At 63.8% G+C, this 24,454-nt stretch carries 27 protein-coding genes and 1 pseudogene; 15 read left to right on the forward strand and 13 right to left on the reverse strand.

Annotated elements, in window-relative coordinates; translation table 11 throughout:
• Window positions 1-28: 28 nt before the first annotated feature.
• From PQR67_RS15360 to PQR67_RS15370, 3 genes are all read right to left on the reverse strand, one after another.
• Window positions 29-886, reverse strand: a complete 858-nt coding sequence (locus tag PQR67_RS15360) for a helix-turn-helix domain-containing protein (RefSeq protein WP_408460507.1) — start codon at window positions 884-886, stop codon at window positions 29-31.
• A 164-nt stretch (window positions 887-1,050) separates the two neighbouring features.
• Window positions 1,051-1,353: an addiction module antidote protein gene (locus PQR67_RS15365; protein WP_408460510.1), complete on the reverse strand. Its 303-nt coding sequence runs from the start codon at window positions 1,351-1,353 to the stop codon at window positions 1,051-1,053.
• A complete protein-coding gene (locus PQR67_RS15370) occupies window positions 1,350-1,748 on the reverse strand; it encodes a type II toxin-antitoxin system RelE/ParE family toxin (protein WP_408460513.1) in 399 nt (132 codons plus the stop codon). Before PQR67_RS15370 ends, PQR67_RS15365 begins: the two co-directional genes overlap by 4 nt.
• A 266-nt stretch (window positions 1,749-2,014) precedes the next feature.
• On the opposite strand from PQR67_RS15370, the gene PQR67_RS15375 reads away from it, so the two are divergent.
• The 5 genes from PQR67_RS15375 to PQR67_RS15395 all read left to right on the forward strand — a co-directional run bounded on the left by PQR67_RS15375 (window position 2,015) and on the right by PQR67_RS15395 (window position 4,163).
• Window positions 2,015-2,383, forward strand: coding sequence for a nuclear transport factor 2 family protein (locus tag PQR67_RS15375; protein WP_408460516.1), 369 nt, complete (start codon window positions 2,015-2,017; stop codon window positions 2,381-2,383).
• Window positions 2,384-2,411: 28 nt separating this feature from the next.
• Window positions 2,412-2,774: a hypothetical protein gene (locus PQR67_RS15380; RefSeq protein WP_408460519.1), complete on the forward strand. Its 363-nt coding sequence runs from the start codon at window positions 2,412-2,414 to the stop codon at window positions 2,772-2,774.
• 27 nt (window positions 2,775-2,801) lie between these two features.
• Complete coding sequence (locus PQR67_RS15385) at window positions 2,802-3,266, forward strand: RbsD/FucU family protein (RefSeq protein WP_408460522.1); 465 nt, start codon at window positions 2,802-2,804, stop codon at window positions 3,264-3,266.
• Window positions 3,267-3,394: 128 nt separating this feature from the next.
• Entirely contained in the window at window positions 3,395-3,826 is a 432-nt protein-coding gene (locus PQR67_RS15390) for a DoxX family protein (protein ID WP_408460525.1), read from the forward strand.
• A 64-nt stretch (window positions 3,827-3,890) separates the two neighbouring features.
• A complete protein-coding gene (locus PQR67_RS15395; protein WP_408460528.1) occupies window positions 3,891-4,163 on the forward strand; it encodes a hypothetical protein in 273 nt (90 codons plus the stop codon).
• A 24-nt stretch (window positions 4,164-4,187) separates the two neighbouring features.
• Here the strand turns inward: PQR67_RS15395 and PQR67_RS15400 are convergent, their stop codons facing one another.
• Together PQR67_RS15400 and PQR67_RS15405 are read right to left on the reverse strand one after the other, a co-directional pair.
• On the reverse strand, window positions 4,188-5,714 hold the full coding sequence (locus PQR67_RS15400; RefSeq protein WP_408460531.1) for an MFS transporter: 1,527 nt from the start codon (window positions 5,712-5,714) through the stop codon (window positions 4,188-4,190).
• A 151-nt stretch (window positions 5,715-5,865) separates the two neighbouring features.
• Complete coding sequence (locus PQR67_RS15405) at window positions 5,866-7,167, reverse strand: MFS transporter (RefSeq protein WP_408460534.1); 1,302 nt, start codon at window positions 7,165-7,167, stop codon at window positions 5,866-5,868.
• A gap of 416 nt (window positions 7,168-7,583) precedes the next feature.
• Between PQR67_RS15405 and PQR67_RS15410 the strand changes: the two genes are divergently transcribed.
• The gene (locus PQR67_RS15410) at window positions 7,584-8,303 is read left to right on the forward strand and encodes a response regulator transcription factor (protein WP_408460537.1); all 720 of its coding nucleotides are present in this window, start codon (window positions 7,584-7,586) and stop codon (window positions 8,301-8,303) included.
• Between the two features lie 12 nt (window positions 8,304-8,315).
• On the opposite strand, the gene PQR67_RS15415 is transcribed toward PQR67_RS15410, so the two are convergent.
• On the reverse strand, window positions 8,316-9,221 hold the full coding sequence (locus tag PQR67_RS15415; protein ID WP_408460540.1) for a dihydrodipicolinate synthase family protein: 906 nt from the start codon (window positions 9,219-9,221) through the stop codon (window positions 8,316-8,318).
• Between the two features lie 348 nt (window positions 9,222-9,569).
• Here PQR67_RS15415 and PQR67_RS15420 point away from each other — a divergent pair, with 348 nt between their 5' ends.
• The 6 genes and pseudogenes from PQR67_RS15420 to PQR67_RS15445 all read left to right on the forward strand — a co-directional run bounded on the left by PQR67_RS15420 (window position 9,570) and on the right by PQR67_RS15445 (window position 14,506).
• Entirely contained in the window at window positions 9,570-10,526 is a 957-nt protein-coding gene (locus PQR67_RS15420; protein WP_408460543.1) for a 4-hydroxyproline epimerase, read from the forward strand.
• A complete protein-coding gene (locus PQR67_RS15425; protein WP_408460824.1) occupies window positions 10,523-11,653 on the forward strand; it encodes an NAD(P)/FAD-dependent oxidoreductase in 1,131 nt (376 codons plus the stop codon). The genes PQR67_RS15420 and PQR67_RS15425 overlap by 4 nt, the downstream gene beginning before the upstream one ends.
• Window positions 11,646-11,897: pseudogene (locus PQR67_RS15430) on the forward strand ((2Fe-2S)-binding protein); the annotation flags it as partial. The gene PQR67_RS15425 and the pseudogene PQR67_RS15430, both read left to right, overlap by 8 nt.
• Window positions 11,898-11,980: 83 nt before the next feature.
• On the forward strand, window positions 11,981-13,276 hold the full coding sequence (locus PQR67_RS15435) for an FAD-dependent oxidoreductase (RefSeq protein WP_408460546.1): 1,296 nt from the start codon (window positions 11,981-11,983) through the stop codon (window positions 13,274-13,276).
• Window positions 13,277-13,396: 120 nt separating this feature from the next.
• Complete coding sequence (locus tag PQR67_RS15440; RefSeq protein ID WP_153142323.1) at window positions 13,397-14,164, forward strand: AraC family transcriptional regulator; 768 nt, start codon at window positions 13,397-13,399, stop codon at window positions 14,162-14,164.
• Window positions 14,165-14,176: 12 nt separating this feature from the next.
• Window positions 14,177-14,506 (forward strand): hypothetical protein, encoded by a 330-nt coding sequence (locus PQR67_RS15445; RefSeq protein ID WP_408460548.1) that lies wholly within the window; start codon window positions 14,177-14,179, stop codon window positions 14,504-14,506.
• An 18-nt stretch (window positions 14,507-14,524) separates the two neighbouring features.
• Here PQR67_RS15445 and PQR67_RS15450 read toward each other — a convergent pair whose 3' ends face one another.
• The 3 genes from PQR67_RS15450 to PQR67_RS15460 all read right to left on the reverse strand — a co-directional run bounded on the left by PQR67_RS15450 (window position 14,525) and on the right by PQR67_RS15460 (window position 17,447).
• A complete protein-coding gene (locus PQR67_RS15450; protein ID WP_408460551.1) occupies window positions 14,525-14,785 on the reverse strand; it encodes a hypothetical protein in 261 nt (86 codons plus the stop codon).
• 156 nt (window positions 14,786-14,941) lie between these two features.
• Window positions 14,942-15,274 carry a hypothetical protein gene (locus PQR67_RS15455; RefSeq protein WP_408460554.1) on the reverse strand — a complete coding sequence of 111 codons (333 nt, stop codon included), beginning with the start codon at window positions 15,272-15,274 and terminating at the stop codon, window positions 14,942-14,944.
• 289 nt (window positions 15,275-15,563) lie between these two features.
• Entirely contained in the window at window positions 15,564-17,447 is a 1,884-nt protein-coding gene (locus PQR67_RS15460; RefSeq protein WP_408460556.1) for a bifunctional sugar phosphate isomerase/epimerase/4-hydroxyphenylpyruvate dioxygenase family protein, read from the reverse strand.
• Between the two features lie 319 nt (window positions 17,448-17,766).
• Between PQR67_RS15460 and aroQ the strand changes: the two genes are divergently transcribed.
• Genes aroQ through PQR67_RS15475 form a run of 3 tightly spaced genes read left to right on the forward strand, consistent with a single transcriptional unit; the run spans window position 17,767 to window position 20,601 of the window.
• Window positions 17,767-18,222: a type II 3-dehydroquinate dehydratase gene (gene aroQ / locus PQR67_RS15465; RefSeq protein WP_408460559.1), complete on the forward strand. Its 456-nt coding sequence runs from the start codon at window positions 17,767-17,769 to the stop codon at window positions 18,220-18,222.
• Window positions 18,219-19,169 carry a shikimate dehydrogenase gene (locus PQR67_RS15470; protein WP_408460562.1) on the forward strand — a complete coding sequence of 317 codons (951 nt, stop codon included), beginning with the start codon at window positions 18,219-18,221 and terminating at the stop codon, window positions 19,167-19,169. Before aroQ ends, PQR67_RS15470 begins: the two co-directional genes overlap by 4 nt.
• Before the next feature lie 46 nt (window positions 19,170-19,215).
• The gene (locus PQR67_RS15475) at window positions 19,216-20,601 is read left to right on the forward strand and encodes an MFS transporter (protein WP_408460565.1); all 1,386 of its coding nucleotides are present in this window, start codon (window positions 19,216-19,218) and stop codon (window positions 20,599-20,601) included.
• A 73-nt stretch (window positions 20,602-20,674) separates the two neighbouring features.
• Here PQR67_RS15475 and PQR67_RS15480 read toward each other — a convergent pair whose 3' ends face one another.
• The 4 genes from PQR67_RS15480 to PQR67_RS15495 all read right to left on the reverse strand — a co-directional run bounded on the left by PQR67_RS15480 (window position 20,675) and on the right by PQR67_RS15495 (window position 24,284).
• Window positions 20,675-21,370 carry a TetR/AcrR family transcriptional regulator gene (locus tag PQR67_RS15480; RefSeq protein WP_408460568.1) on the reverse strand — a complete coding sequence of 232 codons (696 nt, stop codon included), beginning with the start codon at window positions 21,368-21,370 and terminating at the stop codon, window positions 20,675-20,677.
• Between the two features lie 120 nt (window positions 21,371-21,490).
• A complete protein-coding gene (locus PQR67_RS15485) occupies window positions 21,491-22,792 on the reverse strand; it encodes an NAD(P)/FAD-dependent oxidoreductase (RefSeq protein ID WP_408460571.1) in 1,302 nt (433 codons plus the stop codon).
• A 140-nt stretch (window positions 22,793-22,932) separates the two neighbouring features.
• A complete protein-coding gene (locus tag PQR67_RS15490; RefSeq protein ID WP_408460574.1) occupies window positions 22,933-23,715 on the reverse strand; it encodes an anti-sigma factor in 783 nt (260 codons plus the stop codon).
• On the reverse strand, window positions 23,715-24,284 hold the full coding sequence (locus PQR67_RS15495) for an RNA polymerase sigma factor (protein WP_408460577.1): 570 nt from the start codon (window positions 24,282-24,284) through the stop codon (window positions 23,715-23,717). The genes PQR67_RS15490 and PQR67_RS15495 overlap by 1 nt, the downstream gene beginning before the upstream one ends.
• Between the last annotated feature and the right edge of the window lie 170 nt (window positions 24,285-24,454).

The raw sequence follows: 24,454 nt of genomic DNA on the forward strand, positions 1-24,454 counted from the left end.
TGTCCGACTATGGCTTCCCGGCTTCAGCCTATTTCCCCTCGGTGCGTTGCTTCTCGGCAAACTCGAGCAACGCCGCTGCGGTTTGCCGGTCGGCGGGAAAGAACGCCTCAATGGCGAGTTCCGAGAGAGTTACATCTACCGGTGTGCCGAACACCGTGGTCGTGCTGAAGAACGACAGCTCGCCGATCGGCGTGCGCAGTCGCAGCGGCACGGCGACCTGATGACTCGCGGCATCGTCGTGGTCCGCCACTCCCGCGCCGGGCGGAGCGGGATAGGCGGCCAGCTCGTCACGCAGTGCGCTCAGCGTCTCGTCACCACTTACGTCGATTTGCCGCTGGAGTCGGGACAGCGCATGCGCACGCCAGGCATGCCAGTTGATGATCGACGCTGCGATGCCTTCCGGATGCAAGCTCAGTCGCATCGCATTGACCGGCGGTTTCAGCAGTTCCGGGCTCGCGCCTGCAAGCAGCGGCGCGAGCGCATTGTTTGCGGCCACGATGGTCCAGTGACGGTCGATCGCGAGTGCCGGATACGGCTCGTGACCTTTGAGCACCAACTCGACTGCCTCGCGCGCAGCGGCCAGTTGCGGGTCCGTTAGCGGACGTTCGCGGAACAGCGGCGCATAACCCGCCGCGATCAGCAGCGCATTGCGCGCACGAAGCGGCACGTCGAGCCGTTCGGCGAGGTGCATGACCATTTCCCGGCTGGGCACCGCCCGGCCTGACTCGACGAAGCTCAGATGCCGCGTTGAAATTTCAGCTTCAGCGGCGAGCAGCAACTGGCTCATTCTTCGCCGTTGCCGCCATTCGCGTAGCAGATCGCCGATCGTGCGGCTTGCCGTCGGACTGTTCGACGGGATGGTTTGCGCAAGAGAGAGTGTGTTCATGCTACCGATGATAGCCAAAGCTCGTTAGCGATCCATTACCCGACAGGTAATGGAATACCGCGGAATGCCGGAATCAGGCGGAATACCCGAGAAAACGTAGGCGCACCCAAGAACATGCAACGCATTCAGCGCCTTGCCCCAAGCAACAACACGGCAAGCGCGAATCAGGCGTGCGCCACACGTTCCGGCACGGCATTGAGCTTGACACCCAGTGCGCGCAGCAGTTTGAACACGGTATCCATGCGCGGTTTGGAGCCTGGCGCGAGCGTTTTATAGAGGCTTTCGCGCCCGAGTCCGGCGTCGGCCGCGACCTTTGCGATGCCGCGTGCTTTTGCGATGTCGGCAATCGCGGCGAGCAGGACGTCGGCGTCGCTTTCTTCCAGCGCCGCGTTGAGATATTCAGCGATCATCTCCTCGCTATCGAGGTAGTGCGATGCGTCGAACCGTGCGGTTTTGACTTTGCTCATGACAGTTCCTTTCTGATTGCTGCCCACATTGATTTGGCGTGCTTGATGTCGGCCGGCTGCGTGGACTTATCGCCACCGCAGAGCAGCAGGTACACCATTCGCCCTTCACGCGCGAAGTAGACCCGATAGCCGGGACCGCAATCGACACGCATTTCGGACACCCCGTCTTCCAGCAGCTTTACGTCGCCGAAATGACCTCGCTCCGCACGCCGGACCCGCACCAGGATTTTTGCCCTCGCTCTTAAGTCTGCGAGACCGGCAAGCCAGTTGTCGAATTCTTCGGTGCGGTTGACCGTGTACACCGGAGGTGAACCGATTTGCTGATGAGTGTATCCCATCGGATACGGTCTTGCAAGTGGAAAAATCATATTAAAAAAAGCGGTTTGTATCCGCACCCGTTCAGTTCGTCACATGCCGTGCGGCAACGCTGCGCGGCCCCCATTTGCTCCATGAGGTTAGCGGCTGACATCGCTCCTGACGATTCGGCCAGATGGCCAATCCGGCAGGCGAAAGACGCGCTTGCGCACCGTGGTGCGTCGAGATGCTTACCTCTCACGTAATCGACGCGCCGCTCTCGAGGCGCCAATCTTCACTCCGAGCCCGCCGCATACAACGTGTCTGCCGAGCGTAGTGCTCAGTCATGCAAATCAAGGAGTTTGAGATGAACGCGCATACCGATCTGATCGACCGTTATTTCGACGCATGGAATGAAACCGATGCCGTGCGCCGCCGTGAGCTGATCGCCGCAACGTGGGCCAACGATGCCGACTATCGCGATCCACTGCTGGCAGGGGCGGGCCATGACGGCATCGACGCGATGATCCGTGCGGTGCATGAACGCTTCCCGCATCACACGTTTCGCCGCACGACGGAGGTCGACGGCTTCGCGAACCGTTTGCGCTTTTCGTGGGCACTGACCACGCCGGCCGGCGAAGCGATCGTCAAAGGCTCCGATTTCGGCGTGCTCGATGCACATGGCCGCTTGCAGGCGGTGACGGGTTTCCTCGACCAGGTACCCGCCGCTAGCTGATAACACACTGTTTTTAACGGAGACGATCATGCACGAGTCCGCTGCCGCCACGGTTCCTGGTACGGCCCTCACGTTCGCACGCCTGTCAGGCGCTGTCGACGCGCTCTCCAGCGCGATCGCCGGCTTCGCTCTGCTGGCCGGCACGCGTGCGTTCACCTTTACTGCGTTGCTGGCCTGGCGCGAGCCGGTGTTGGGTGGCGTGGCTCTCGTGCTGCTCGCGCTGGTTGGATGGCTACGGTGGACCGTGTCGGCGCAAAGCCGCACGCCGCATCGTGCGCAAAGGCTGATCGACGATGAGCCGCGGGCAACGGACCGTGCGCCACGGTCTTGCTACAATCGATCGCGACGCGCTACAGGGATAGTACGAGGACAACCCGTTCGACCCGCCTAGCCACTAATCAGACCTCAAGGAGACGCCGTGCTGAAGAATCTGGACCCGCTGCTGAATGCCGACGTGCTGCATGCGTTACGCTCGATGGGACATGGCGACGAACTGATCGTTTGCGACGCCAACTTTCCGGGTGCTTCCGTCGCGCAGGAGACGGTGTTGGGCAAGCTGCTTCGTCTCGATGGCGTGAACGCACCGCGTGCAATTCGCGCGATTCTGTCGGTGATGCCGCTGGATACGTTCATCGAACGCCCTGCCTCGCGAATGGAAGTGGTGGGCGAGCCGGACACGATTCCGGCGGTTCAGCGCGAGGCGCAGATCGAGATCAATGCCGCGGAAGGGCGCGAGGTGCCCTTTGCCTCGGTCGAACGTTTCGCATTCTATGAGCGGGCGCGCAAAGCCTATTGCGTGATCGCTACCGGCGAAGAGCGCGGTTACGGCTGCTTCGTGTTCACCAAAGGTGTCTTGCTCGCGCCGGATGCGCCGCAGCAATAGGGCAAATCGCGCCGTTCACGCCGCCCCGCGCTTGGAAAAGGCGGGCAATGCACATGTTACCGGATGCAAAATAGGGAACTGCGGCCGCCTGGCCGGGTCTGCTGCTTATTCATTTACAGGAGCCCCTCATGACGCGTCCCGTCGATTCCGGCGTGATCCTCATCGCGCGCATTGCCCTTGCCGTGCTGTTTTTGTGGGGCGGCGTGATGAAACTGCTGGGCTATGCGGGCTTTGTCGGCTATCTGCATTCGAAGGGTGTGCCGTTCGTGCCGGTTGCCGCGCCGATTGCAACCGCGGTCGAAGCGCTCGGCGGTCTGCTGCTGATCGTCGGCTTCAAGATTCGCCCGCTCGCGCTCATCATGGCTGTCTACACCGTGGCAACCGCGGTGCTGGGCCACGATTTCTGGAACGTCACGGATCCTGCTTTGCAACGCGATATGGTGATTCACTTCTGGAAGAACATTGGTATCGCCGGCGGTTTCCTGCTGCTGTTCGTGACCGGAGCGGGCCGCATCAGTATCGACGGTGCGCGTTCGCCACGCAGGGGGCTGAATCTCTGATCACGCGGTTGGCGTAGTGTGGGCCGGTCGCGTTTGATTCCGGCTGTAATCAAGGGAGCAGATAATGATTCAAAGTTTTGAGCAAACCATTGGCGGCAAGGTCACGCAGTTGTGTGCAAGTCTCGGCGAAGGGCCTACGCCCCATCGCGTCATCATCAGCCTTGCCGATTCCGCGAAAACCCTGGTGATTCTGGATGCATCCGGTCTCATCGGCACGATCAAAGCCGAAATAGAACAGCCTGAGAAGCTGATCGCCGATGCGATCGTCAAGGCGCAGAACGACGGGCTGATCGAGCGCGCGATCGACACCGGCCTGATTCAGGAAGCGGCGCTGTAAGTCGCGCGACAAGTCAGGAGCCGATCAGCGCGATTCAGGAATCCGGCCGGAGCCTGTCTTGTGCGGGTTCGAAGTCAACCTGTGCGGCTCTGGATTCACAAGGCAGCCCATTACGCCGCCCACCACCAGCAGGCCGACCGAGACGGCTGTCGCGGCTTGCATCCCCGTAACAATCTGCGTGGCGGCAGCGCCGCTCGCCAGCGCGCCAAAGGCGGCTACACCCACTGCGCCGCCTGCTTGCCGGGCGGTGTTGAGCACGGCGGACGCAGTGCCCGCGCGGGTGGCCTCAGCGGAGGCCAGGACGGCGGTCGTCATCGCCGGGACCGCGAGACCCATCCCCGATGGAATGAGCAGGAACGGCAGCAGCAAGCCGATGAGCGGCGTGGACGCACCGACGAAATGGAGCAGGCCATAGCCGAGCCCCGCGGTGACCGCGCCGGCAATCATCGGCACGCGTACGCCAAACCGCCCGACTACCCAGCCGCTCGCCACGTTAGAGATCAGAAAGCCGCCGGTCAACGGCAGGAACGCGAGGCCCGCCTGCAGCGGGGTGTAGCCGCGCACACGCTGCAAGTACAGGCTCAGCACGAACACCATGCCGTAGTAGGTCAGATTCACGCAGATGCCGAACAGCACCGCGGCATTGAAGGTGCGCTTGCTGAATAGCGAGAGCGGCAGCATCGGTGCCGCGACGCGCGACTCCACGGCGATAAAGGCACCCGTGGCGATGAGCGCAAGGATGAAACCCCCGGCTACCAGCGGATGGCTCAACCCCAGCGGCCGCCACTCGATCACCGCGGCGACAAAGGCGGTGAGCGCGACAATCGCGAGGGCCTGACCGCTCAGATCGATACCGCGCGAGCCTGCCGCGGTTGCGGTTCGGTCCTGAGTTGCCGCACTGGCCCTGGCCATAGCAGCAGCGTTAGCCGGAGCCCCCCGCTGCGCGCCGTTTGGCGCGGACTCGGACTCAGGCCCGGGTACCCAGCGCAAAGTCGCCAACCAGCCGGCCGCGCAAATCGGCAGATTGACGAGAAAGATGCTGCGCCAGCCGAAGGCCGCAATCAGCAGGCCGCCGATCACGGGCCCGGCCGCGATCGCAATCGCGCCCGCGGCGGTCCAAAGCCCGACGGCACGCGCCCGGAGCTTCGGATCGTGGCCATAAGACTGGTTGAGCAGCGCCAGCGAATTCGGCAGCATGGCGGCCGCGCCGATGCCTTGCACCGCCCGGGCGGCCACCAGCATGGTGGCATCGAGCGCCAATCCGCAGGCGAGCGACGCGAGCGCAAACAGCACGATGCCGGCCGCGTACATGCGCCGGATGCCGAGCCGGTCGCCGAGCGCGCCCGCCGACAGCATCAGCACGGCGAAGGCGAGCGTGTACGCGTCGACGACCCATTGCAGTCCCGCGACATTCGCATGCAGGTCCGCACCGATCTTCGGCAGTGCGATGTTGACGATGGTCACGTCGAGTTGCGTGACGACGAAGCCGACGCTGACCGTCGCGAGGATGCGGCCGAGAGCGGGCGAGACGGGTGATGGGGATGAGTTCATGACACCCATCCTAGGCCGATTCAACGAGCGATGTTTCGGCCCGGCGTGAAGTATGGATGTCGCCGGAACTGCGGAGAGTGCCCGAGGGGCGCGGCGCGGAGCCGATGGAACAACGGCGCACCACGCGGCGCGCCGCTGCGCAGTAGCTCGATTAGCGCGCTTGCGGCGCGTCTTTGATAAACAGCGTAGTCAAGGCCCCGAGAACGCAGATCGCGCCGACATAGAGCGGCGCAGCCATCGGATTCGACTTCATCATCAGCGAAACCGCGATCGGTGTCAGGCCGCCGAACACCGCATACGCGACGTTATACGAAAACGAGATTCCCGAGAATCGCACGACGGGCGGGAACGCCTTGACCAGCACGAACGGAATCGCGCCAATCACACCGACAAAAAGACCGGCCACGGCGTACAGCGGCACCAACGCCGAAGTATCGACGGCGAGTTGCTGGAACATCACGTAGTACGTCACCGCCAGCGCGAGGCCGCCGATGAAAATCGTGCGTCCCGCGCCGATCCGGCCGGCGATCGAACCGGCCATCACGCAACCGATCGTCAGGCACAGCGTCGCCACGCAGTTCGCCAGCAGCGCGGTGGCCGGCGCGATATGAAACTGCTTTTGCAGCAGCGTCGGCGTCATCAGAATGACCACGACGATCGCGGCCGACAGCATCCACGTGAGCAGCATCGACACGATCACGGCGCGGCCGTGGTCGCGCAAGACGGCCTTGAGCGGCACTTCCGCGGCGATCGCCTTGCGTTGTTTGAGCTCGGCGAACACCGGCGTCTCATGCAGCCAGCGGCGCAGATAAACCGAGAACATGCCGAATACGCCGCCCACGAGGAACGGGATGCGCCATGCGTAAGCGGAGATCTCCGCCGGCGCGAAGTGGCGGTTCACCGCCGACGCGATTAGCGAGCCGAGCAGGATGCCTGCCGTGAGGCCGGCCGTCAGCGTGCCGCATGCATAGCCGATGTGCCGCTGCGGCACGTGCTCGGAGACGAACACCCAGGCGCCCGGAACTTCGCCGCCGACCGCCGCGCCTTGCATCACGCGGAACAGCAGCAGCAAGACCGGCGCCATCACGCCGATGCTGGCGTAGGTGGGCAGCAGACCCATCATCAGCGTCGGCACCGACATCAACAGGACGCTCAGCGTGAACATGCGCTTGCGGCCGAACAGGTCGCCGAAGTGCGCCATGATGATGCCGCCAAGCGGCCGTGCCAGATAGCCCGCCGCGAAGATGCCGAAGGTCTGCACCTGACGCAGCCAGTCGGGCATCGCGGCGGGGAAGAACAACTGGCCGATTGCCGGCGCAAAGAATACGAAGATGATGAAGTCGTAAAACTCCAGCGCCCCGCCGAGCGCGGCGAGGCCGAGCGTCTTGTAATCGCTTCGCCCAAGAGGGCGTGGGATGGCAGCCTGCGCTCCACCCAGATTTGTCGCTTGCATTGCTTGTATCTTGTCTTGAATTGGGAGCCACACGTAGCGCGTGGAAATACGGCGGTCGTCGGGCGAGAAGTGTGGCAAGCGCTGGGTAGAGCACGGGAGCACGGGACACCGGCGCGCCGGCCCGGGTAGGGCAAGCGTGATGACGACTGGGACCAGGGCGGGGATTTTACAGGACGAAAGCTGTTCGTTTCGGGAAGTGCTTAATTAGATTGGAAAAAGTTCCCCAAAACGTGCCTTCTCGACGGTCTGCACTAGCACGAGGGCTGTGCGTCGTACGAGCTGTCGCTTTCCGTGTAGGGGCGCGGCGAGCATCTGTCGGAGAGGGGCGATTGATGCGCAAATTAGGAATGCTCCTATGGGATGACTTGGGCGTCCCTCTGAGAATCGCGTCCGAGCTATCAGTTGAGAGTTATCCCATGCGCATTGCCATCCTTCAGCGTGACCCCGTCCTGCGTCAATCGATCGAAAAGGTCATCATGAGCGCCGGCCATACCTGTATGGCCTACGACGATGGTCTGACCATGTCGAAAGCGCTCGCCCGTTCCACCGTGGATCTGCTGGTGCTGGACTGGCAAGGCGGCCGCCTGTCCGGCGCCGAGGTGCTGCGTTCGGTGCGCGCGGTCGGCGGCGACCGCTTGCCGGTCCTGTTCGCTTCAGCGGAGACATCCGAAGACAGCGCGGTACGTGCCTTTGTCAGCGGCGCAGACGACTATGTGGTGCTGCCGTTGCGGCCGGGCGAGTTCCGCGAGCGCATCACGGCGTTGCTGCGTCGCGCCTATCCGGACCGTTTCAGCACCGCGAGCTTCGACGTCGGTCCCTACCATTTCGACACGCATCGCCAGCTCGTCATGCTGCGCGGCCAACCGGTCGCGCTGTCGGGTACGCAATACCGGCTGGCGTCGCTGTTCTTTTCCAATATTGGCCGCGTGTTGTCGCGCGACCATATCTTCGCGATGGTGTGGGGCCGTGAGTTCCGGGAGTTCACCCGCACCATCGACAGCCACGTGTCGCGCCTGCGCCTGCTGCTCGAGATCGAGCCGCAAAACGACTTCCGGCTGCAGCCCGTTTACAAAAGCGGCTACCGGTTGCTGCATCTGCGGCAAGGCGAAGCGGCCGAGCAGAAGCAGGCGGCCTGAACCCGCTGCAACTCAAACCTGCGGCAGCACCGGCCGGGTCTCGATCGCCCGGCGGATCAATGCTTCAACGGCCTTGCGTTCATCTCCGGCCAGCGGCAGGCGCGGCGGCCGGACCGGCTCCGTGCCAAGCTCGACGATCGTTTCGGCCAGCTTGATGTTTTGCACCAGCTTTGACGAGACGTCGAGCGCGAGCAGGGGCGCGAACCAGCGATAGATCGCGCGCGCTTCTTCAAGACGGCCCGCTTTCAGCAACTTGTAGATCACGACCGTCTCGCGCGGAAACGCGCACACGAGACCGGCCACCCAGCCATGCGCGCCCATCAATATCGCTTCCATCGCGAGATTGTCGACTCCGCACAGAATCGCGAAGCGGTCGCCCACCACATTGATCAGATCGGTTACGCGGCGCACGTCGCCGCAGGATTCCTTGATCGCGACGATCTTCTTTTCGTCGGCGATTTCCGCGAACATCTCGGGCGTCATGTCGACGCCATAGGCAAGCGGATTGTTATAGATCATCAGGGGTAGGGCACTCGCATCGGCGACGCTGCGAAAGTGATGCAGCGTTTCACGCCGGTCCGACAGATAGCGCAGCCCGGGCAGCACCATGAAACCCGCTGCGCCATGCCCGCTACCGGCTTCGGCCTGGCGGCAGGCGTCGAGCGTGCTGTTCTCGGCGATCGTCAGCAACACCGGGACGCGTCCGCGTGAAGCCTCGACCGCGACGTCGAGCACCTCCAGCTTCTCGTCGAGCGAAAGGGTCGACGCTTCGCCGAGCGATCCACACACGATGATGCCGTCCGCCCCGGCATCGATCTGCGCATCGATATTCTTCGCTGTCCATGTGCGGTCTATGCTGAAATCCGCGTGAAATTTGGTGGTTACCGCAGGCCATACGCCTTCCCAGATATGCGCCACAATTGCTCTCCCGAGTGAGTTGACTTGAAGCGCAGTGTAAGCAGGGAAAATGCCGCCGTCTTGCGTGATTCATGCGTGGCTGATGACGATTTCAGCATAGTGCTCACGCCTGTAGACCCAACAAGGTGAAGCAGATCAGCTATTTCAGGACGGCGCGTAAAATGCGTCGAAATCGTACGGGCAGGGCCTTGCACGCGTTCTCGAATCCGTTGGGTGTGCGCTGTCCAGGTAGGGCATAGGTTCATTTTTCAAAGATTGGGATGTGCGAGCGCGAGCGCAGCGGCTATGCTGAAATCGTCACAATCCGCGATTAAGCACACCAAGACTCCGGCTGCCGGCATTCCTACCATGTGCATCATGAAAACCCTCGATATCATCGACTCGCACACCGGCGGTGAACCGACCCGCCTGGTGGTGTCGGGTGGCCCGGCGCTGGGCGGTGGCGCGCTGGCACAGCGTCTGGACGTATTCCGCACGCATTTCGACGACTGGCGCGCGGGCGTCGTCACCGAACCGCGCGGCTCGGACGTGGTGGTCGGTGCGCTGCTCTGCGAGCCTGACGACCCGGCATGCGCGGCCGGCGTGATCTTCTTCAACAATGTGGGCTATCTCGGCATGTGCGGGCATGGCACGATCGGCCTCGTCGTCTCGCTCGCGCACATGGGACGGATCGGGCCGGGGCGTCATCGGATCGAGACGCCGGTCGGCATCGTCGAGGCGACGCTCAACGAGGACGGCAGTGTAGCCGTGCGCAACGTACCGGCTTATCGCTACCGGCAAGGCGTGCAGGTGGATGTGCCGGGCTACGGCAGGTTGACTGGCGACATCGGCTGGGGGGGCAACTGGTTCTTTCTCATCGCCGACCACGGGCACGTGCTGGAGGCCGCGCGGATTACCGAGCTGACCGCGTTCAGCGCGGCTATCCGCGATGCGCTGATCGCGCAGCGCATTACCGGCGCAGACGGCGCCTTGATCGACCACGTCGAACTCTTTGGACCCGGCTCGCGCGACGGCATCGACAGCCGCAGCTTCGTCCTCTGTCCCGGCAACGCGTACGACCGCTCGCCGTGCGGTACCGGCACGAGCGCGAAAATCGCCTGCCTTGCCGCCGACGGCAAGCTCGCCGAAGGCACGGTGTGGCGGCAGGAAAGCATTATCGGCAGCGTATTCGAGGCGAGCTACCGTCACGCCGACGATGGCGTCTCGGTGATTCCGACCATCACCGGCCACGCGCACATCATGGCCGAAGGGCGTTTGTGTTTCGACGAGCGTGATCCGTTCGCGTGGGGCATCCGCGCGGCATGACCGCGGACGCATTGATCGTCGGGGCCGGCATTGTCGGCGCGGCTTGCGCGGCGGAGCTGGCGGCGCTCGGCATGCGGGTCGAGGTACTCGACGCACAGGGCATCGGCGGCGGCGCGACGGCGGCGGGCATGGGCCATATCGTCGTGATGAACGACTCGCCCGCGGAATTCGCGTTGAGCCGCTATTCGCGCGACTTGTGGCTGGCGCTCGCGCCGCAACTGCGCACGCGCGACGCGTTCGCCCGCTGCGGCACCCTATGGGTCGCCGCCGACGACGAGGAGTGCCAGGCCGCCCGCACCATGCATGCCGCGTTCGAAGCACAGGGCGTTTCGGCGCAGATGCTCGACGCGTTCGAGTTGCGAGCGTGCGAACCGGCGCTGGCGCAGTCGATGGCCGGCGGCTTGCGGATCGAGCACGACAGTATTGTGTACGCGCCCACCGTTGCCGAGTGGCTGCTGACCCAATCCTCAGGAGTCGAGAATATCCATGTGCGGCTCGGCGCGCGGGTTGCCACCGTCAATGGCAGCGGTGTGACGCTGGCCGATGGCGAGCGCATCGGCGCCGCGCATGTGATCGTGGCCAATGGCCTGGGCGCCCAGCAACTGCTGCGCTCGCCTCCGTTGCAGCCCAAGAAGGGGCATCTGCTGATCACTGACCGCTACCCCGAGCTGATTCGCCATCAACTGCTCGAACTCGGCTACATCAAGAGCGCGCATCATGCGGCCGGCACCTCGGTGGCATTCAATGCCCAGCCGCGGCCTACCGGCCAGTTGCTGATCGGCTCGTCGCGTCAGTTCGATACAACCGACCCCGCCGTCGACCTGCCGGTGCTCGCTCAGATGCTGCAGCGCGCCGCGCACTACCTGCCCGTTCTGCCGACACTTAATGGCATCCGCGCGTGGACCGGCTTTCGTGCGGCGTCGCCTGACGGATTGCCGTTGATCGGCCCGGCCGGCGACTTTTCGCCAGGCGTGTGGCTCGCGGTGGGGCACGAAGGCCTAGGCGTAACGACTTCGCTCGCGAGCGCCAAGTTGCTCGCCGCGCAAATCACGGGGAACGTCGCACCGATTCCCATCGAGCCGTACTTGCCGGGCCGTTTTGCGCAAGAGGGAGTGACCCATGACTAACGCCAATGCAACCTGTCTCCACCTGACGATCGACGGTAGGCGCGTCGTGGTCGAAGCGGGTACGACTGTGGCCGCGGCGCTGGTGATCGCGGGCGCGAGCGGCACGCGGACGTCGGTTAGCGGTCAGGCGCGCGCGGCGCTGTGCGGCATGGGCGTGTGCCAGGAGTGCCGCGTCACGATTGACGGCCGGGCGCATGCGTTGGCGTGCCAGACGCTTTGCCGCGACGGGCAAGTGGTTTGCACGACGGTCGTGGCAAACGGCGAGGGCAACGCGATTGCTGTTATCCCCACCGCCGCCAACGGCACGAGCACCATCACAGGCACACGATGAAGCAACACTTCGATATCGTCGTGGTAGGCGCCGGTCCCGCCGGGTTGACCGCCGCGCAAGCCGCGGCACGCGCGGGCGCCACGGTTGCGTTACTCGACGACAACCCGCGCGCCGGCGGCCAGATCTGGCGGCAGGGTCCCGGCCATCTGCCGCAAGCGCCGCTGCAAGTCCTGCTCGCCACTTTGAAGATGCAAACCAACGTCACCCTTTTGCCGTCGACTCGCGTGATCGCGCCTTTGGGCTCGCGCGGCTTGCTGCTCGAATCGGCTGAGCATGGTGGCGTGTCCATCAGCTACGAGCGGTTGATTCTCGCGACCGGCGCGCGCGAGCGGCTCTTGCCATTCGCCGGCTGGACGCTGCCGGGCGTGACCGGTGCAGGCGCGCTGCAGGCACTCATCAAAGGCGGCATGCCGGTGCGCGGCGAACGGATCGTGATTGCGGGCAGCGGGCCGCTGCTGATCGCTGCGCTCGCTACTGCGCGTGCCGCTGGCGCGCAGGTGGTGGCGGTGGTGGAGCAGGCGTCGGCGTACGAGGTCGCCCGCTTCGGCGTCTCTCTGTTGGGCGAGCCGGCGAAGTTGCGGCAAGCCCTGACCATGACGCGCGGCTTCGCGGGTGTGCGTTACTGGACCGGCAGCGTCGTCAGGCAAGCGCTTGGTGACGGTCGGGTCGAGCGCGTGACGATTCAGCGCGGGCCGCGCCAACTCACACTGGATTGCGACCGCATCGCGTGCGGGTATGGACTCGTGCCGAACATCACGCTCGCGCAAGCGCTCGGCTGTGAGATTAACGAAGCAGGTGGGATCGTGGTCGACAGTGAGCAGCGGACTTCAGCGGATGGCGTGCTGGCGGCAGGCGAATGCACGGGAGTTGGCGGCGCGGAGCTCTCGGGTGTGGAAGGCGAGATTGCCGGGCTTTCCGCGAGTGGCGACCCGGCGAGCCATAGCCCGGCAAACCGCGCCGCGCTGCATGCGCAACGAGCCCGATGGCGGCGTTTCGCCGACCGTGTCGAAGCAGCCTTTGCCTTGCAAGCCGCCGCGCGCACCCCACCCGACGACGCCACGCTGCTGTGCCGTTGCGAAGACGTCAGCCTTGGCACGGTGCGCGCCTATCCGGATTGGCGCGCGGCGAAGCTGCATACCCGCTGCGGAATGGGTGCATGTCAGGGACGAATCTGCGGCGCCGCGGCCGGGCTGTATTTCGGCTGGCAAGCCGCGGCGCCGCGGCCGCCGTTCAGTCCGGCGCAAATCGGCACCTTGATGGCGGCGAGCGCAGAGTCGTCGCCGCCCGGGTGACCTCGGCATCCATGCGGCCGGCGGGTATTGTCTCCGCCCGCGTGGTCCTATAATCGAGCGCAAGCGCGCACCAGCAACGCGCGATCCACGCAAAACCGCACCGACCACGGAACCCGCATGATGAACACGCTGGCTCATCCGCTCGAACCGGACGACGCAACGCTGTCCGGCATGCTGTCGCATTTCACGTTGCTCGAGCCCGTGTTCGACGCAATGCCGGACGTGGTGTTTTTCGTCAAGGACGCGCACGCTCGCTATGCGCTGGTCAATCGCACGCTGGCTTCGCGCTGTGGCTTCAAGGAAAAGGCCGCGTTGCTCGGCAAGACTGCCGAGGACGTCTTCCCGCGGCGTTTTGGCCGCATCTACACCGCACAGGACAAAGCGATCATCAATGTCGGCAGCCAGATGATCGATCAGCTGGAATTGCATCTGTATCCCGGCCGCCAGCCGGGTTGGTGCCTGACCTGCAAGCAGCCGTTGCGCGATCCGGCGGGCAAGGTGGTCGGCCTCGCCGGCATCTCCCGCGATCTGAAAGCCGACGAAAGCAGTCACCCCGCTTACAGCCGGCTGGCCGCGGTGGTGCAGTCCATCCAGGAAAACTACGTGCAGCCGTTGAATCTGAAACAGCTCGCTGCCATGGCGGATATGTCGGTGGCGCAACTGGAGCGCTACTTTCACAAGGTATTTCATTTGACGCCGCGTCAGGTGTTGCTGAAAACGCGGCTGGACGCCGCCACCGCGCTGCTGGTTTCGCACGACAAGGTCACCGACGTCGCCGCGCTCTGCGGCTACACTGACCACAGCGCCTTCACGCGCCAATTCAAGGCGACCGTGGGCATCACGCCGACCGAGTACCGGATGCTGCTGCACGGGACCTCACGAAGCTGAACTCCGGCCCCCATGGTTCGTCGCAAGCATCATTACTATGTCTACGTCGTCGTGCTGGACGATACCGTCTGGAACGAGGCGCGCTTTCGCCGCGCGAATCCGGATTACCGGTTCGACAAGCCTTGCGTGTACGTGGGAATGACGGGACTGGACCCGGATTTGAGATTCGACCGGCACAAAGCCGGCATTCAGGCAAATCGCTATGTGCGCGATTACGGTCTGCGCCTCTTGCCCGAACTGTATGAAGTGTTCAATCCGATGCCTTACCGCGGCGCACAGGATATGGAAGTTGAGTTGGCGATTGGACTGCGTGAGGCGGGGTACGGCGTATGGCAGGCCTGAGCTATAGCTTGCCTTGCCTTATTTCACGCCAAGTCCGCGCAGCACTGCGTTGCCTTCAGGCGTCAGACGGATTTGCGAGTCGCCTGCGTCGCCGGCAACCGTTTCGATCAAGCCCGCTTCGTGAAGCTGCGGAATCTCGGGTTTCGCGGATGCGTCGATCGGCGCGTGCAGCAACAGCAGGAGCGTCGCCAGTTCGTGATGGCTCAGCAGGCGGCGCAGAATCGTGGGCCGCTTTGCTGGTGCCGTCGTCTCGTTCGTGTTGTGATTGGGCTGATTCATGGAGCGCACCTTGTGCGGGATAGTGTCGAACGGATCATGCGGATGAAGTCTTAAACGATTCTTAAGACACCATTGTGATGTAACACCGTGACACTATCATTGCGTCGGAACAAGTTACCGATGGTTACACTTGCCCGATTATTACCCTAACTTACCTTACGGCGCGCAGGTTTTACTCGCCGATTCAATCCACAGATTGCCCACGTGGCGCTTGCCGGCGTAGAAGCGATAAGTCGTCGCCCCGTTGTCGCTACGCACCTTGACGATATTCGAATCGCCGAAGTCGAGCATCTGGCCTTGCGGGATTTCGGTCGATTTGAACGCGGCATTGTGACTGGTCGCTACTTGCGTCAGGCAGGCGACCACGTCATTGACCGAGCGCTGCGTGGTGGTGTCCGTGACGGGCTCGCCGGCATCCGGATTCTTCTGGAAGTACGCGCAAGCGCTGAGAAGCAGGGGAACTGACAGGACTACGGCAAACTTCTTCATATCTCTCCTGGCGTTTCATTCGGCACGACGGCGCGCGCGACGCCCGCATCGGGCAGACTGCGCGCGGCACCGGACCGCGGATCAGCCGCCATTATATCGGCGCGGCGCGCCCGTCTGAGCGAAGCAAGCATGGGCTGTGCCCGATCTGCCTGAATCCACAGGTGGACGGCCACAAGGCGAGCCGTGCCCGGAACCTGGAACCTGGAACCCGAAGCCCGAAGCCCGAAGCCCGAAGCCCGAAGCCCGAAGCCCGAAGCCCGAAGCCCGGACCCTTTCAGGGCACGAACGCCTATTTGCGGCGCTGCGCCTGCGCCGCGAGCCGTACGGCCGCGTTGACGGCGCCATAGCCGTCGTAGCCGCCGCGCCGTTCGACAACTTCCAGGAAAAAGCGCTGATCGAGTTGTTCGGTGTAAGCGTGGAAGAACTCGCCCCCGCGCTCGTCCCGGTCGTACAGGATGTTGTGCGCGCGCAGCGCCTCGAGCGTCTCGTCCGGCAGCGCATAGCGGGCGGCGAGGTCTTCATAGTAATTGCGTGGGATGCGCAGCACCGGCAGACCGTCGGCGATGAACTCGGGAATCGCACTGAAAATGTCGCTGGTGCTGAACGCGACGTGGTTCAGGCCCGAGCCGTGGTAGGTGTGCAATGCCTCGGCCACCGCCGTGTGGTGGTCCACCGACGCGTTCAATACGATGCGCACCGAACCGTCAGGGCTGCGCAGCGCGCGGCTGCGCACCAGCCCATACGGATCGGGCACCAGCACGCCCGGCTCGGCCTGGAAGCCGAGCGCGGTCCGCAGAAACAGAACCCACGTATCCAGCGCAGGCGCCGGCACCGACAGGCAGACATGGTCGATGCGCGTGAGCGGCCCCACTTCGGTCGGACCGTTGACGTCGGTGAGGATGAAATCGGCTTCGAACAGGGTGGGCTGGTCCGGCGTTTCGTCGACGAAATAGTTCAGGCTGCCGTCGGGCGCCTGCACAGCGGGCAACACGCGTTCGTTCGGCCCGATCTGGCCCGAGAACGGGGCGTAGCCGAAGCCGGCGGCGCGCTCGAACGCCTGATTGGCGTCGTCCACGCGAAATGCCGACGCGCACAGCGACAAACCATGCCGCTGGAAGAAAGCGTTGGCGAATGAATCCGGTTCGGCGTTCAGCACGATCGACGCCGCGCCGTGCTGAAACAACGTCACATCTTTCGAGCGATGCTGGCCGGCCTGGCGAAAGCGTAACTTGCCGAGCCAGTCGACGAGGTGCGCGCGAGTGGTGTGGTCGACCGCGAACTCGAGAAACTGATAGCCGACGTGCGCGGGCGCGGCGGGCGATTGATAGAGCTCGCCGACCGGCTGCCGGGCGGATTCAAGCAGCGCGCGAGTCTGCTCCTCGAGAAACAGCAGCGAACGATGGCCGTCCGCCGCGGTGATGGCGGTCGGCGCGGCGCGAAAACCGTCGTTGAAGATTTCGAGCGAAAGCGGCCCGGTGTAGCCGGTTTTTACGACCTGCGCGGTGAAACCCGCCAGATCGAAATCGCCCTGACCCGGGAAGCAGCGGTAGTGGCGGCTCCATTCGAGCACGTCCATGGCGAGCTTCGGCGCGTCCGCGATTTGTACGAAGGCGATGCGCTCACCGGGAATCTCGGCGATCGCGTCCACCGTATCGCTGAGCGACAGCGTATGAAAGCTGTCCAGCACCAGCCCGAGATTCGGATGATTCACCGCGTTGACGAGCTTCCACGCGTGGCGGTACGTCTTCACGTGCTTGCCCCACGCGAGCGCTTCATAACCGGCGATCACACCGGCCGCTTCGGCCGCGCGGGCCAGTGCGCCGAGCTGATCGGTCATCAGCGAATCGTCGCCGATGGTGTCGGGCGAGACGTTGCTGCACACCAGAATCCGGTCGGTACCCAGTTCATGCATCACGTCGAACTTGCGTTTTGCCCGATCCAGATTGCGCGCGAGGCGCTCCGGGCTCACCCCGTCGAAATCCCGGAACGGTTGAAACAGCATGATCTTCAGCCCGAGATCCTCGGCGATACGACGTACGTCGGCGGGAGAGCCGTCGAAATACAGCAGGTCGTTCTCGAAGATTTCGACGCCTTCGAAGCCCGCCGCCTGGATGGCGGTCAGTTTTTCGACGAGGGTCCCGCTGATCGACACGGTGGCAATCGAACGTTGCATGAACGGCTCCTGCAAAAACAATCAAACGGCTGTTGGGGCGGCGCCTGGTGGCCGCCGCGGCGCGTCCGCAGGCATTGCGGGCCGCCATGCTGCAATGCGATAAATGGTCTAGCTGGTTACCGGTAACCTGATAGTCGCCAGGCGGAAGCGCCCACAATAACGCAATTTTTCGACAGTTTATACAAACTAACTAGATGGTACAAATTCGTATAAACCCCGAATGACGATGGCGGCCAATGCGCGCACACTGCGCTCACGTTGTAGAGCCGCGGCGCGTGCCGTGGCCCGCTTTATGCCTTACTTTGCAGGAGTACCCGTCATGAGTTTTGCATCAGTGCTGGTCCTCAACGGACCGAATCTCAACCTGCTCGGCACGCGTGAGCCGGCCATCTACGGCTCGGAAACGCTCGACGACGTCGCGAAACTTTGCCGTGACGCAGGCGAACGGCTGGATCTGTCGATCGACTTCTGTCAGTCGAATGCCGAACACCAACTCATCGACTGGTTGCACGCGGCGCGCACCAAGGTCGATGGCATCGTGATCAATCCCGCCGCTTATACGCATACCTCGGTGGCGATTGCCGACGCGCTCAGCGCGATCGAAAAGCCCGTCATCGAAGTGCATATTTCAAACGTGCATCGCCGCGAAGCATTCCGGCACCACTCGTACGTGTCGGCGGTGGCCGAGGCGATCATCGTCGGTTGCGGTACGCAGGGCTATGTGCTCGCGCTGGAGCGGATGGCGGTCATCCTGAAGAAGCGGGGGGCTAAATGAGCACTCAGGCGAACCCACAAACGACCTCACGAGCGAACCCACAAACGAACCCACAAACGAACGCTCAGGCAAGCGAAAAATCGTTTCTCGTCGGTCTGATCGGATCGGGTATTGGTGGATCGCTCAGCCCGGCGATGCATGAGGAAGAGGGCAGCAAACTCGGCCTGCATTATGTGTACCGGCGCATCGATCTGGAAGCGTTGAAGCTGGATGTCACGGCGCTCTCCGATTTGCTGGTCGCCGCTGAACGCATGGGCTACAACGGCTTGAACATCACGTACCCGTGCAAGCAGGCCGTGATTCCGTTGCTCGACGAACTGTCCGACGACGCGCGTGCGCTCGGTGCGGTCAACACGGTTCTGTTCAAGGACGGCAAACGGATCGGCCATAACACCGATTGGTCAGGTTTCGCCCGCGCGTTTCAACGCGGCTTGCCGGACGCGTCGCTCGCGCGCGTCGTGCAACTGGGCGCGGGCGGCGCAGGCGCGGCAGTCGCGCATGCCGCGCTGACGATGGGCGCTCAAACGCTCACGCTATTCGACGTGGACGCCGCGCGCGCCGCGTCGCTCGCCGGGGAATTGCAGAAGCGTTTCCCGGCTTCCTCCGTCAGCGCCGGCGACTCGCTCAAATCGCTCGATGAATCGCTCGCGAGCGCTAACGGCCTGATTCACGCCACGCCCACCGGCATGGCGAAATTGCCGGGTTTGCCGTTGCCGGTCGAATTGTTGCACCGCGATTTGTGGGTGGCCGACATCGTCTATTTCCCGATCCGCACCGCACTGTTGCAGGCGGCGGAGGCGCTCGGCTGCCGCACGCTGAGCGGCGGCGGCATGGCGGTATATCAGGCGGTCGACGCCATGCGCATTTTCACGGGCCTGGATCCCGATGCCGAGCGTGTGTACAGCCATTTCCAGTCCTTGCTGCAACGCGAGGCCAGCAGCACATAAGCCACACATATCCGGTACGTAACCACACCGAGGAGACAGACACACCATGCCGCAACCGCTTCCAACCACGCCCGCCGACGCGACACATCAAACGAATGCCGCCGCGGGCACCGTGCGACGCTCGAAAGCCCGCTATCAGATTCTCTCGCTGCTGGCGATCGGCACGATGATCAACTATCTGGACCGCACGGTGCTCGGCATCGCGGCGCCGCAGTTGACCAAGGAGCTTGGTATCAACGCCGCGGTCATGGGCCTGCTGTTCTCCGTATTCTCGTGGAGCTATGTGGCTTCGCAGATTCCGGGTGGCCTCTTTCTGGACCGCTTCGGCAGCAAGCTCACGTATTTTCTGTCGATGACGTTCTGGTCGCTGTGCACGCTGGCGCAAGGGCTGGTGCATGGTATCGGCGCGTTGTTCGCTTTCCGGCTCGGGCTGGGCGTTTCGGAGGCGCCGTGCTTTCCGACCAATAGCCGGGTGGTGGCGACATGGTTTCCGCAGAGCGAACGCGCCATGGCCACCGGCACGTACACGGTTGGCGAATATATCGGCCTCGCGTTTTTCAGCCCGTTCCTGTTCATGCTGATGGGCGCGTTCGGCTGGCGTTCGCTGTTCTACGTGGTGGGCGCCGTCGGCATCGTGTTCGGCCTGATCTGGTGGAAGTTTTATCGTGAGCCGCATGAGCATCCGTGGATCAATCAGGCGGAGCTCGACTATATCGAAGCAGGCGGTGGTCTGACCCACGGAAAGAAGGACGCCGGTTCTTCCGGCGCACCGGCAGCAGCTTCGGCAACTGCGGCTGGAAAAAGCGGCTTCGAATGGCGCACCATCGGACGCCTGCTCAAGCATCGTCAATTGGCCGGCATCTGCCTCGGTCAGTTCGCCGGTAACTCGACGCTGGTGTTCTTCCTCACCTGGTTCCCCACGTATCTCGCCACCGAACGTCACATGGCATGGCTGAAGATCGGCTTCTTCGCGATCATGCCGTTCATTGCCGCATCGATCGGCGTGATGTTCGGCGGCATCTTCTCCGATTGGCTGCTGCGGCGCGGCAAGTCGGCAAACGTCGCGCGCAAACTACCGATCATTGCCGGCTTGCTGCTCGCGTCGACGATCATTCTCGCCAACTATGTCGAGAGCAACGTGGCGGTGATCGCGATTCTGTCGGTGGCGTTTTTCGCGCAGGGAATGGCGGCGCTGGGCTGGACACTGGTATCGGACATTGCGCCCGAAGGCCTGCTCGGCGTGACGGGCGGCATCTTCAACTTCGCCGCCAATCTGGCCGGCATCATCACGCCGCTGGTGGTGGGTTTCATCGTCGCGGCAACCGGCTCGTTTGTCGGCGCGCTGGTGTTCATCGGCGCGATTGCGTTGATCGGCGCGCTGTCTTACATCTTTATCGTCGGCGATATCAAGCGGATCGTGCTGGTGGATTGAACAGCACGCCTGATGGAATAGAAAAGGGGGAGGTGGCGAGGCCACGTCCCCCTTCGTTCATTTCAGACGTGCTTCAGTCTTCCTTGCGCACAAAACGCAGCACGGCGTCGACGATCATGGCGCGATGACGCGCACGCAGGCGCGGATGCGACGGATCGCGGCCAAATGCTGTACCGAAGGTATGGCGATTGCCGACACGGTGAAAGCACAGTGAGCTGATCATCAGATGCAGGTCGATCGCGTCGATATCGCTGCGGAACAGTCCCGCGGCGATGCCGCGCGAGAGCAGATCTTCGATCGTATGGATGACGGTGACGTTGCGGCCTTTGAAGCTCTTCACCTGCTCGACGTACTTCGCGCCGTGAATGTTCTCGATCGTCACGAGACGGACGAAGTCGCGCTGGCGGTCGTGATAGTCGAACGTAAACTCGACCAGCGCGCGCATGCCCTCGATCGGATCGAGTTCGCTGACGTGCAGATCCTGTTCGAGCGCGCGAATGTCGCCGTACACTTTTTCCAGCACGGCCTGGTACAACCCTTCCTTGCTGCCGAAGTAGTAGTACAGCATGCGCTTGGTGGTGTTCGTGCGCTCCGCGATCGCGTCGACGCGCGCACCCGTCAGGCCCATCGCGGAGAACTCCTGGGTCGCGACGTCGAGGATGTTGCGCTTCGTCTGTTCGGGATCGTACTTGCGTCGTGCGTCGGCGCGCGGGGCGCTGGACGCGATGCCGTTGGTATCAGGCTCGGCGGCCTTGCTTCCCTTTTTCATTGTGTATTCGAGCGGCAGTGACGGCGCATTCTAGCATGGCGAAACCGGCCCCCGGCGCGGGTCCTGGGCATAAGCGGGTGCGCATTGACCAGCGTATTGAATAGCGTCACGGGAATAGCGTCACGGCGTCGGCCGGGTCGAGGAGTGCCGGGCGGCGAGTGCGTCGCGCGTCTGCATGGCGGTGTAGGTGAGTTGGGCGGCGGCGAGACCGAGCGCGCCGTAGACGGGCGTCAGCCCGAAGGCCGCGAACGCGTCGGGTATCGGCCGTTCGCCGGCGATGGCCGCCGCCAGCAATTCGCCGGAGACGGTGGTGGGCGCCATGCCGTGCCCGCCGAAGCCGACCGCGTACCAGATGCCGTCCGTGCTGCGGCCGATTTGCGGCATCTTGTGCCGCGCGTAGCTCATCAGGCCGCCCCAGGCGTGCTCGATACGCACGTCATGCAACTGCGGATAGACCTTCAGCAGATCACGCCGCAACAGCCGCGCAATGACTTCGGGAGCGCGGTCACGAACCGAGATGCGGCCGCCCCACAGGATGCGCGTGTCGGGCAGTGGGCGGTAGTAGTCGAAGGCGAAGCGCGTGTCGTAGACGGCGGCGCGAGTGTCGATCGCGTCTTTCAGGCGCGCGCCGAGCGGTTCGGTGGCCATCACGTAGGTGGCGATCGGCAACACCGCACGTTCGACCTTTGCATAGAGGTTGCGCGCATAGCCGCCGCCGGCCATCACGACGTGGCGCGCATCGAGCGCGCCGTGCGGCGTGTGCACCACGAAACCCGCGCCTTCAAACTGTAAGCGCACAACCGGCGACTTCTCGTGAATCTGCACGCCCGCGTTGGCCGCGGCTCCAGCGACACCGAGCACATATTTCAGCGGATGAAAGTGGAATGCGTTGCGCTCGAACAGGCCGCCGTGATAACGGCTCGTCTTCAGTTGCGACGCGAGCGACGCGGCCGCCACGGGTTCCCACTCGACACCGAACGAATCCCGCATCAGGCGACGTTGCGTGTCGAGCCTCGCCGGTTCGTCGAACCAGTTGGCGAAGATCACGCCGGCATCGGTCACGTCGCAATCGATGTGGTAGCGCTGGATACGCTTTCTCATCAGATCGACGGCGTCGGTGGTCAGCGCATAGAGTTCGCGGGCGCGGGCCGGGCCGAGGGTCTTCAGCAGATCGGCGCAATCGAGGCTATAGCCGCCGAACACGAAGCCGCCGTTGCGGCCGGAGGCGCCGAAGCCGACCTGCTCGGCTTCGAGTACGGTGACGTCGGAGACGCCGCGCTCGGCGAGTCCCAACGCCGTGGACAAACCCGCGAGGCCGCCGCCAATGACGCAGACGTTGACGCTGCGCCGGCCCGTTAGCGGCGCGTAAGTGGACGGGTGCCCGGCAGAGCGGGTGACGGTGGCTTCGTAAAAGCTTTGCATGCGGATAGGGTAGCGGCAACGGTGGGCCCGCGTCCAGCCATCTGACAATGCTTGCGCTTCGGATCGTAGTTATCGGTTAAACAAAAGGCCGGCATCCGCTCACAGCGAATGCCGGCCTTGCCGGTATGGTCTCAAACCGCTCAGGACACGGGCAGCAGTTTGCCGCTGAACACCACCGGACCGGTAGGCGCATTGTGATCGGGCGAGCCGCCCGGCGCTTCGATCGAGACCGCCAGCGCCGCATAGCGCTCCGGTTTCTGCTGACCGGCGGTGACCTTGCCGTTGGCGCTGTCCGGCAACATGCCGAGCGACACCGGGTGGCCACTGGCCGGAATACCCCACAACTCCATCGCCCGGCCGGCCGGCAAGTCGACCTTGCCGAGCGGATGCAGCGTCATGGTGGCGTGGGTTTCGTCCCACGCCACCAGCATGACCGGATGGGTGTCCTTGTCATTCAGCACGGCGACGTGTGAAACGGCTGTTTCAGGTTGCTGCGCGACGCTCGGCGCCGTGGCAGGCGTCACACCGGACGGCAGCAGCGAGCGCACGGCGACCACGGCGGCGATCGCGGCGAACCCGGTCACGCCGATCGCCCAGCCACGCCAGAACGCGAGGTTCTCGAAGAGGCTGCCGGACGGACGCGCGGGTTTTTCGACCACGGTACGCGGGCGTGCCGCCTCGCGGGCCGAACTCAAATCGAGACGCCGTTCGATGGCTTGCCATACCGCGGCCGGTGGCATGCGCGGCTCCGCAAGTTCGGCCAGCGGCGAGATGCGCCGCAGCCACTCGTCGATGGCCTGACGAATCACCGCGTCGTGGTCCGCGTAGTACTGGAAGCGGCGCCGGGCGCCACCGCGCAGCGTGCCGAGCACATATTCGGCGGCCAGCATGTCGACCTGCTGAGGATAGCGATGGAGATTCATCACTGACCTCCCAGACAGGTTTTCAGCTTGGCGAGGCCACGCCGGATCCAGGACTTGACGGTGCCGAGCGGCACCGTCAGCACTTCGGCAATCTCGCTATGGCTCTGATCGCGCAGGTAGGCAAGGGCAACCGCCTGACGCTGCGCCGGTTCCAGCTGCTGCATGCAGCCGGCCAGCAGGCGTGCCTGCAGGCTGACCGCGCTCAGCGCTTCGGGATCTGGATCGCCGCTTGCCACAAGATCGTCCAACGCATCGCTCCATTCCGTTTCCTGCGTGTTGACCCGCCGCAGGTGATCGAGAGCACGGTTTCTGACGATCGCCGACATCCACGTCATCGGGGCGGACAGTGCGCGGCGGTAGTCGCCGGCAAAGCGCCAGATATTGACGAAGCTGTCCTGCAAGACTTCTTCGGCCCACTCGTGCTTGCTCAATATACGAAGCGCGAGGCCAAACAGTTTCGGGGCAGCGAGATCATATAGCTCGCGCAGCGCCGCGCCGTCCTGTCTGGCAACGCGCTCGAGCAACTCGGCGAGGGTGTCCGGCGTCAGTTCTCGAGGATCGGCGGTCATGGAAAGTGGCGTGGTGGGCTTGCGGGCCTATGTTACTCAATTTCCTCGTGGTCTTACATGTGGTTTTCACCCCGTGTACTGCATCCACCGGGCCGACGTCTGCGTATACGGCTGCACGGGCCCGGCGCTGGGTCCGCAACCTGGCCTCAGGCGTCCCAGCGCAACACCAG

The sequence above is a fragment of the Paraburkholderia fungorum genome (genome assembly GCF_046026025.1).
GTDB lineage: Bacteria > Pseudomonadota > Gammaproteobacteria > Burkholderiales > Burkholderiaceae > Paraburkholderia > Paraburkholderia fungorum_E.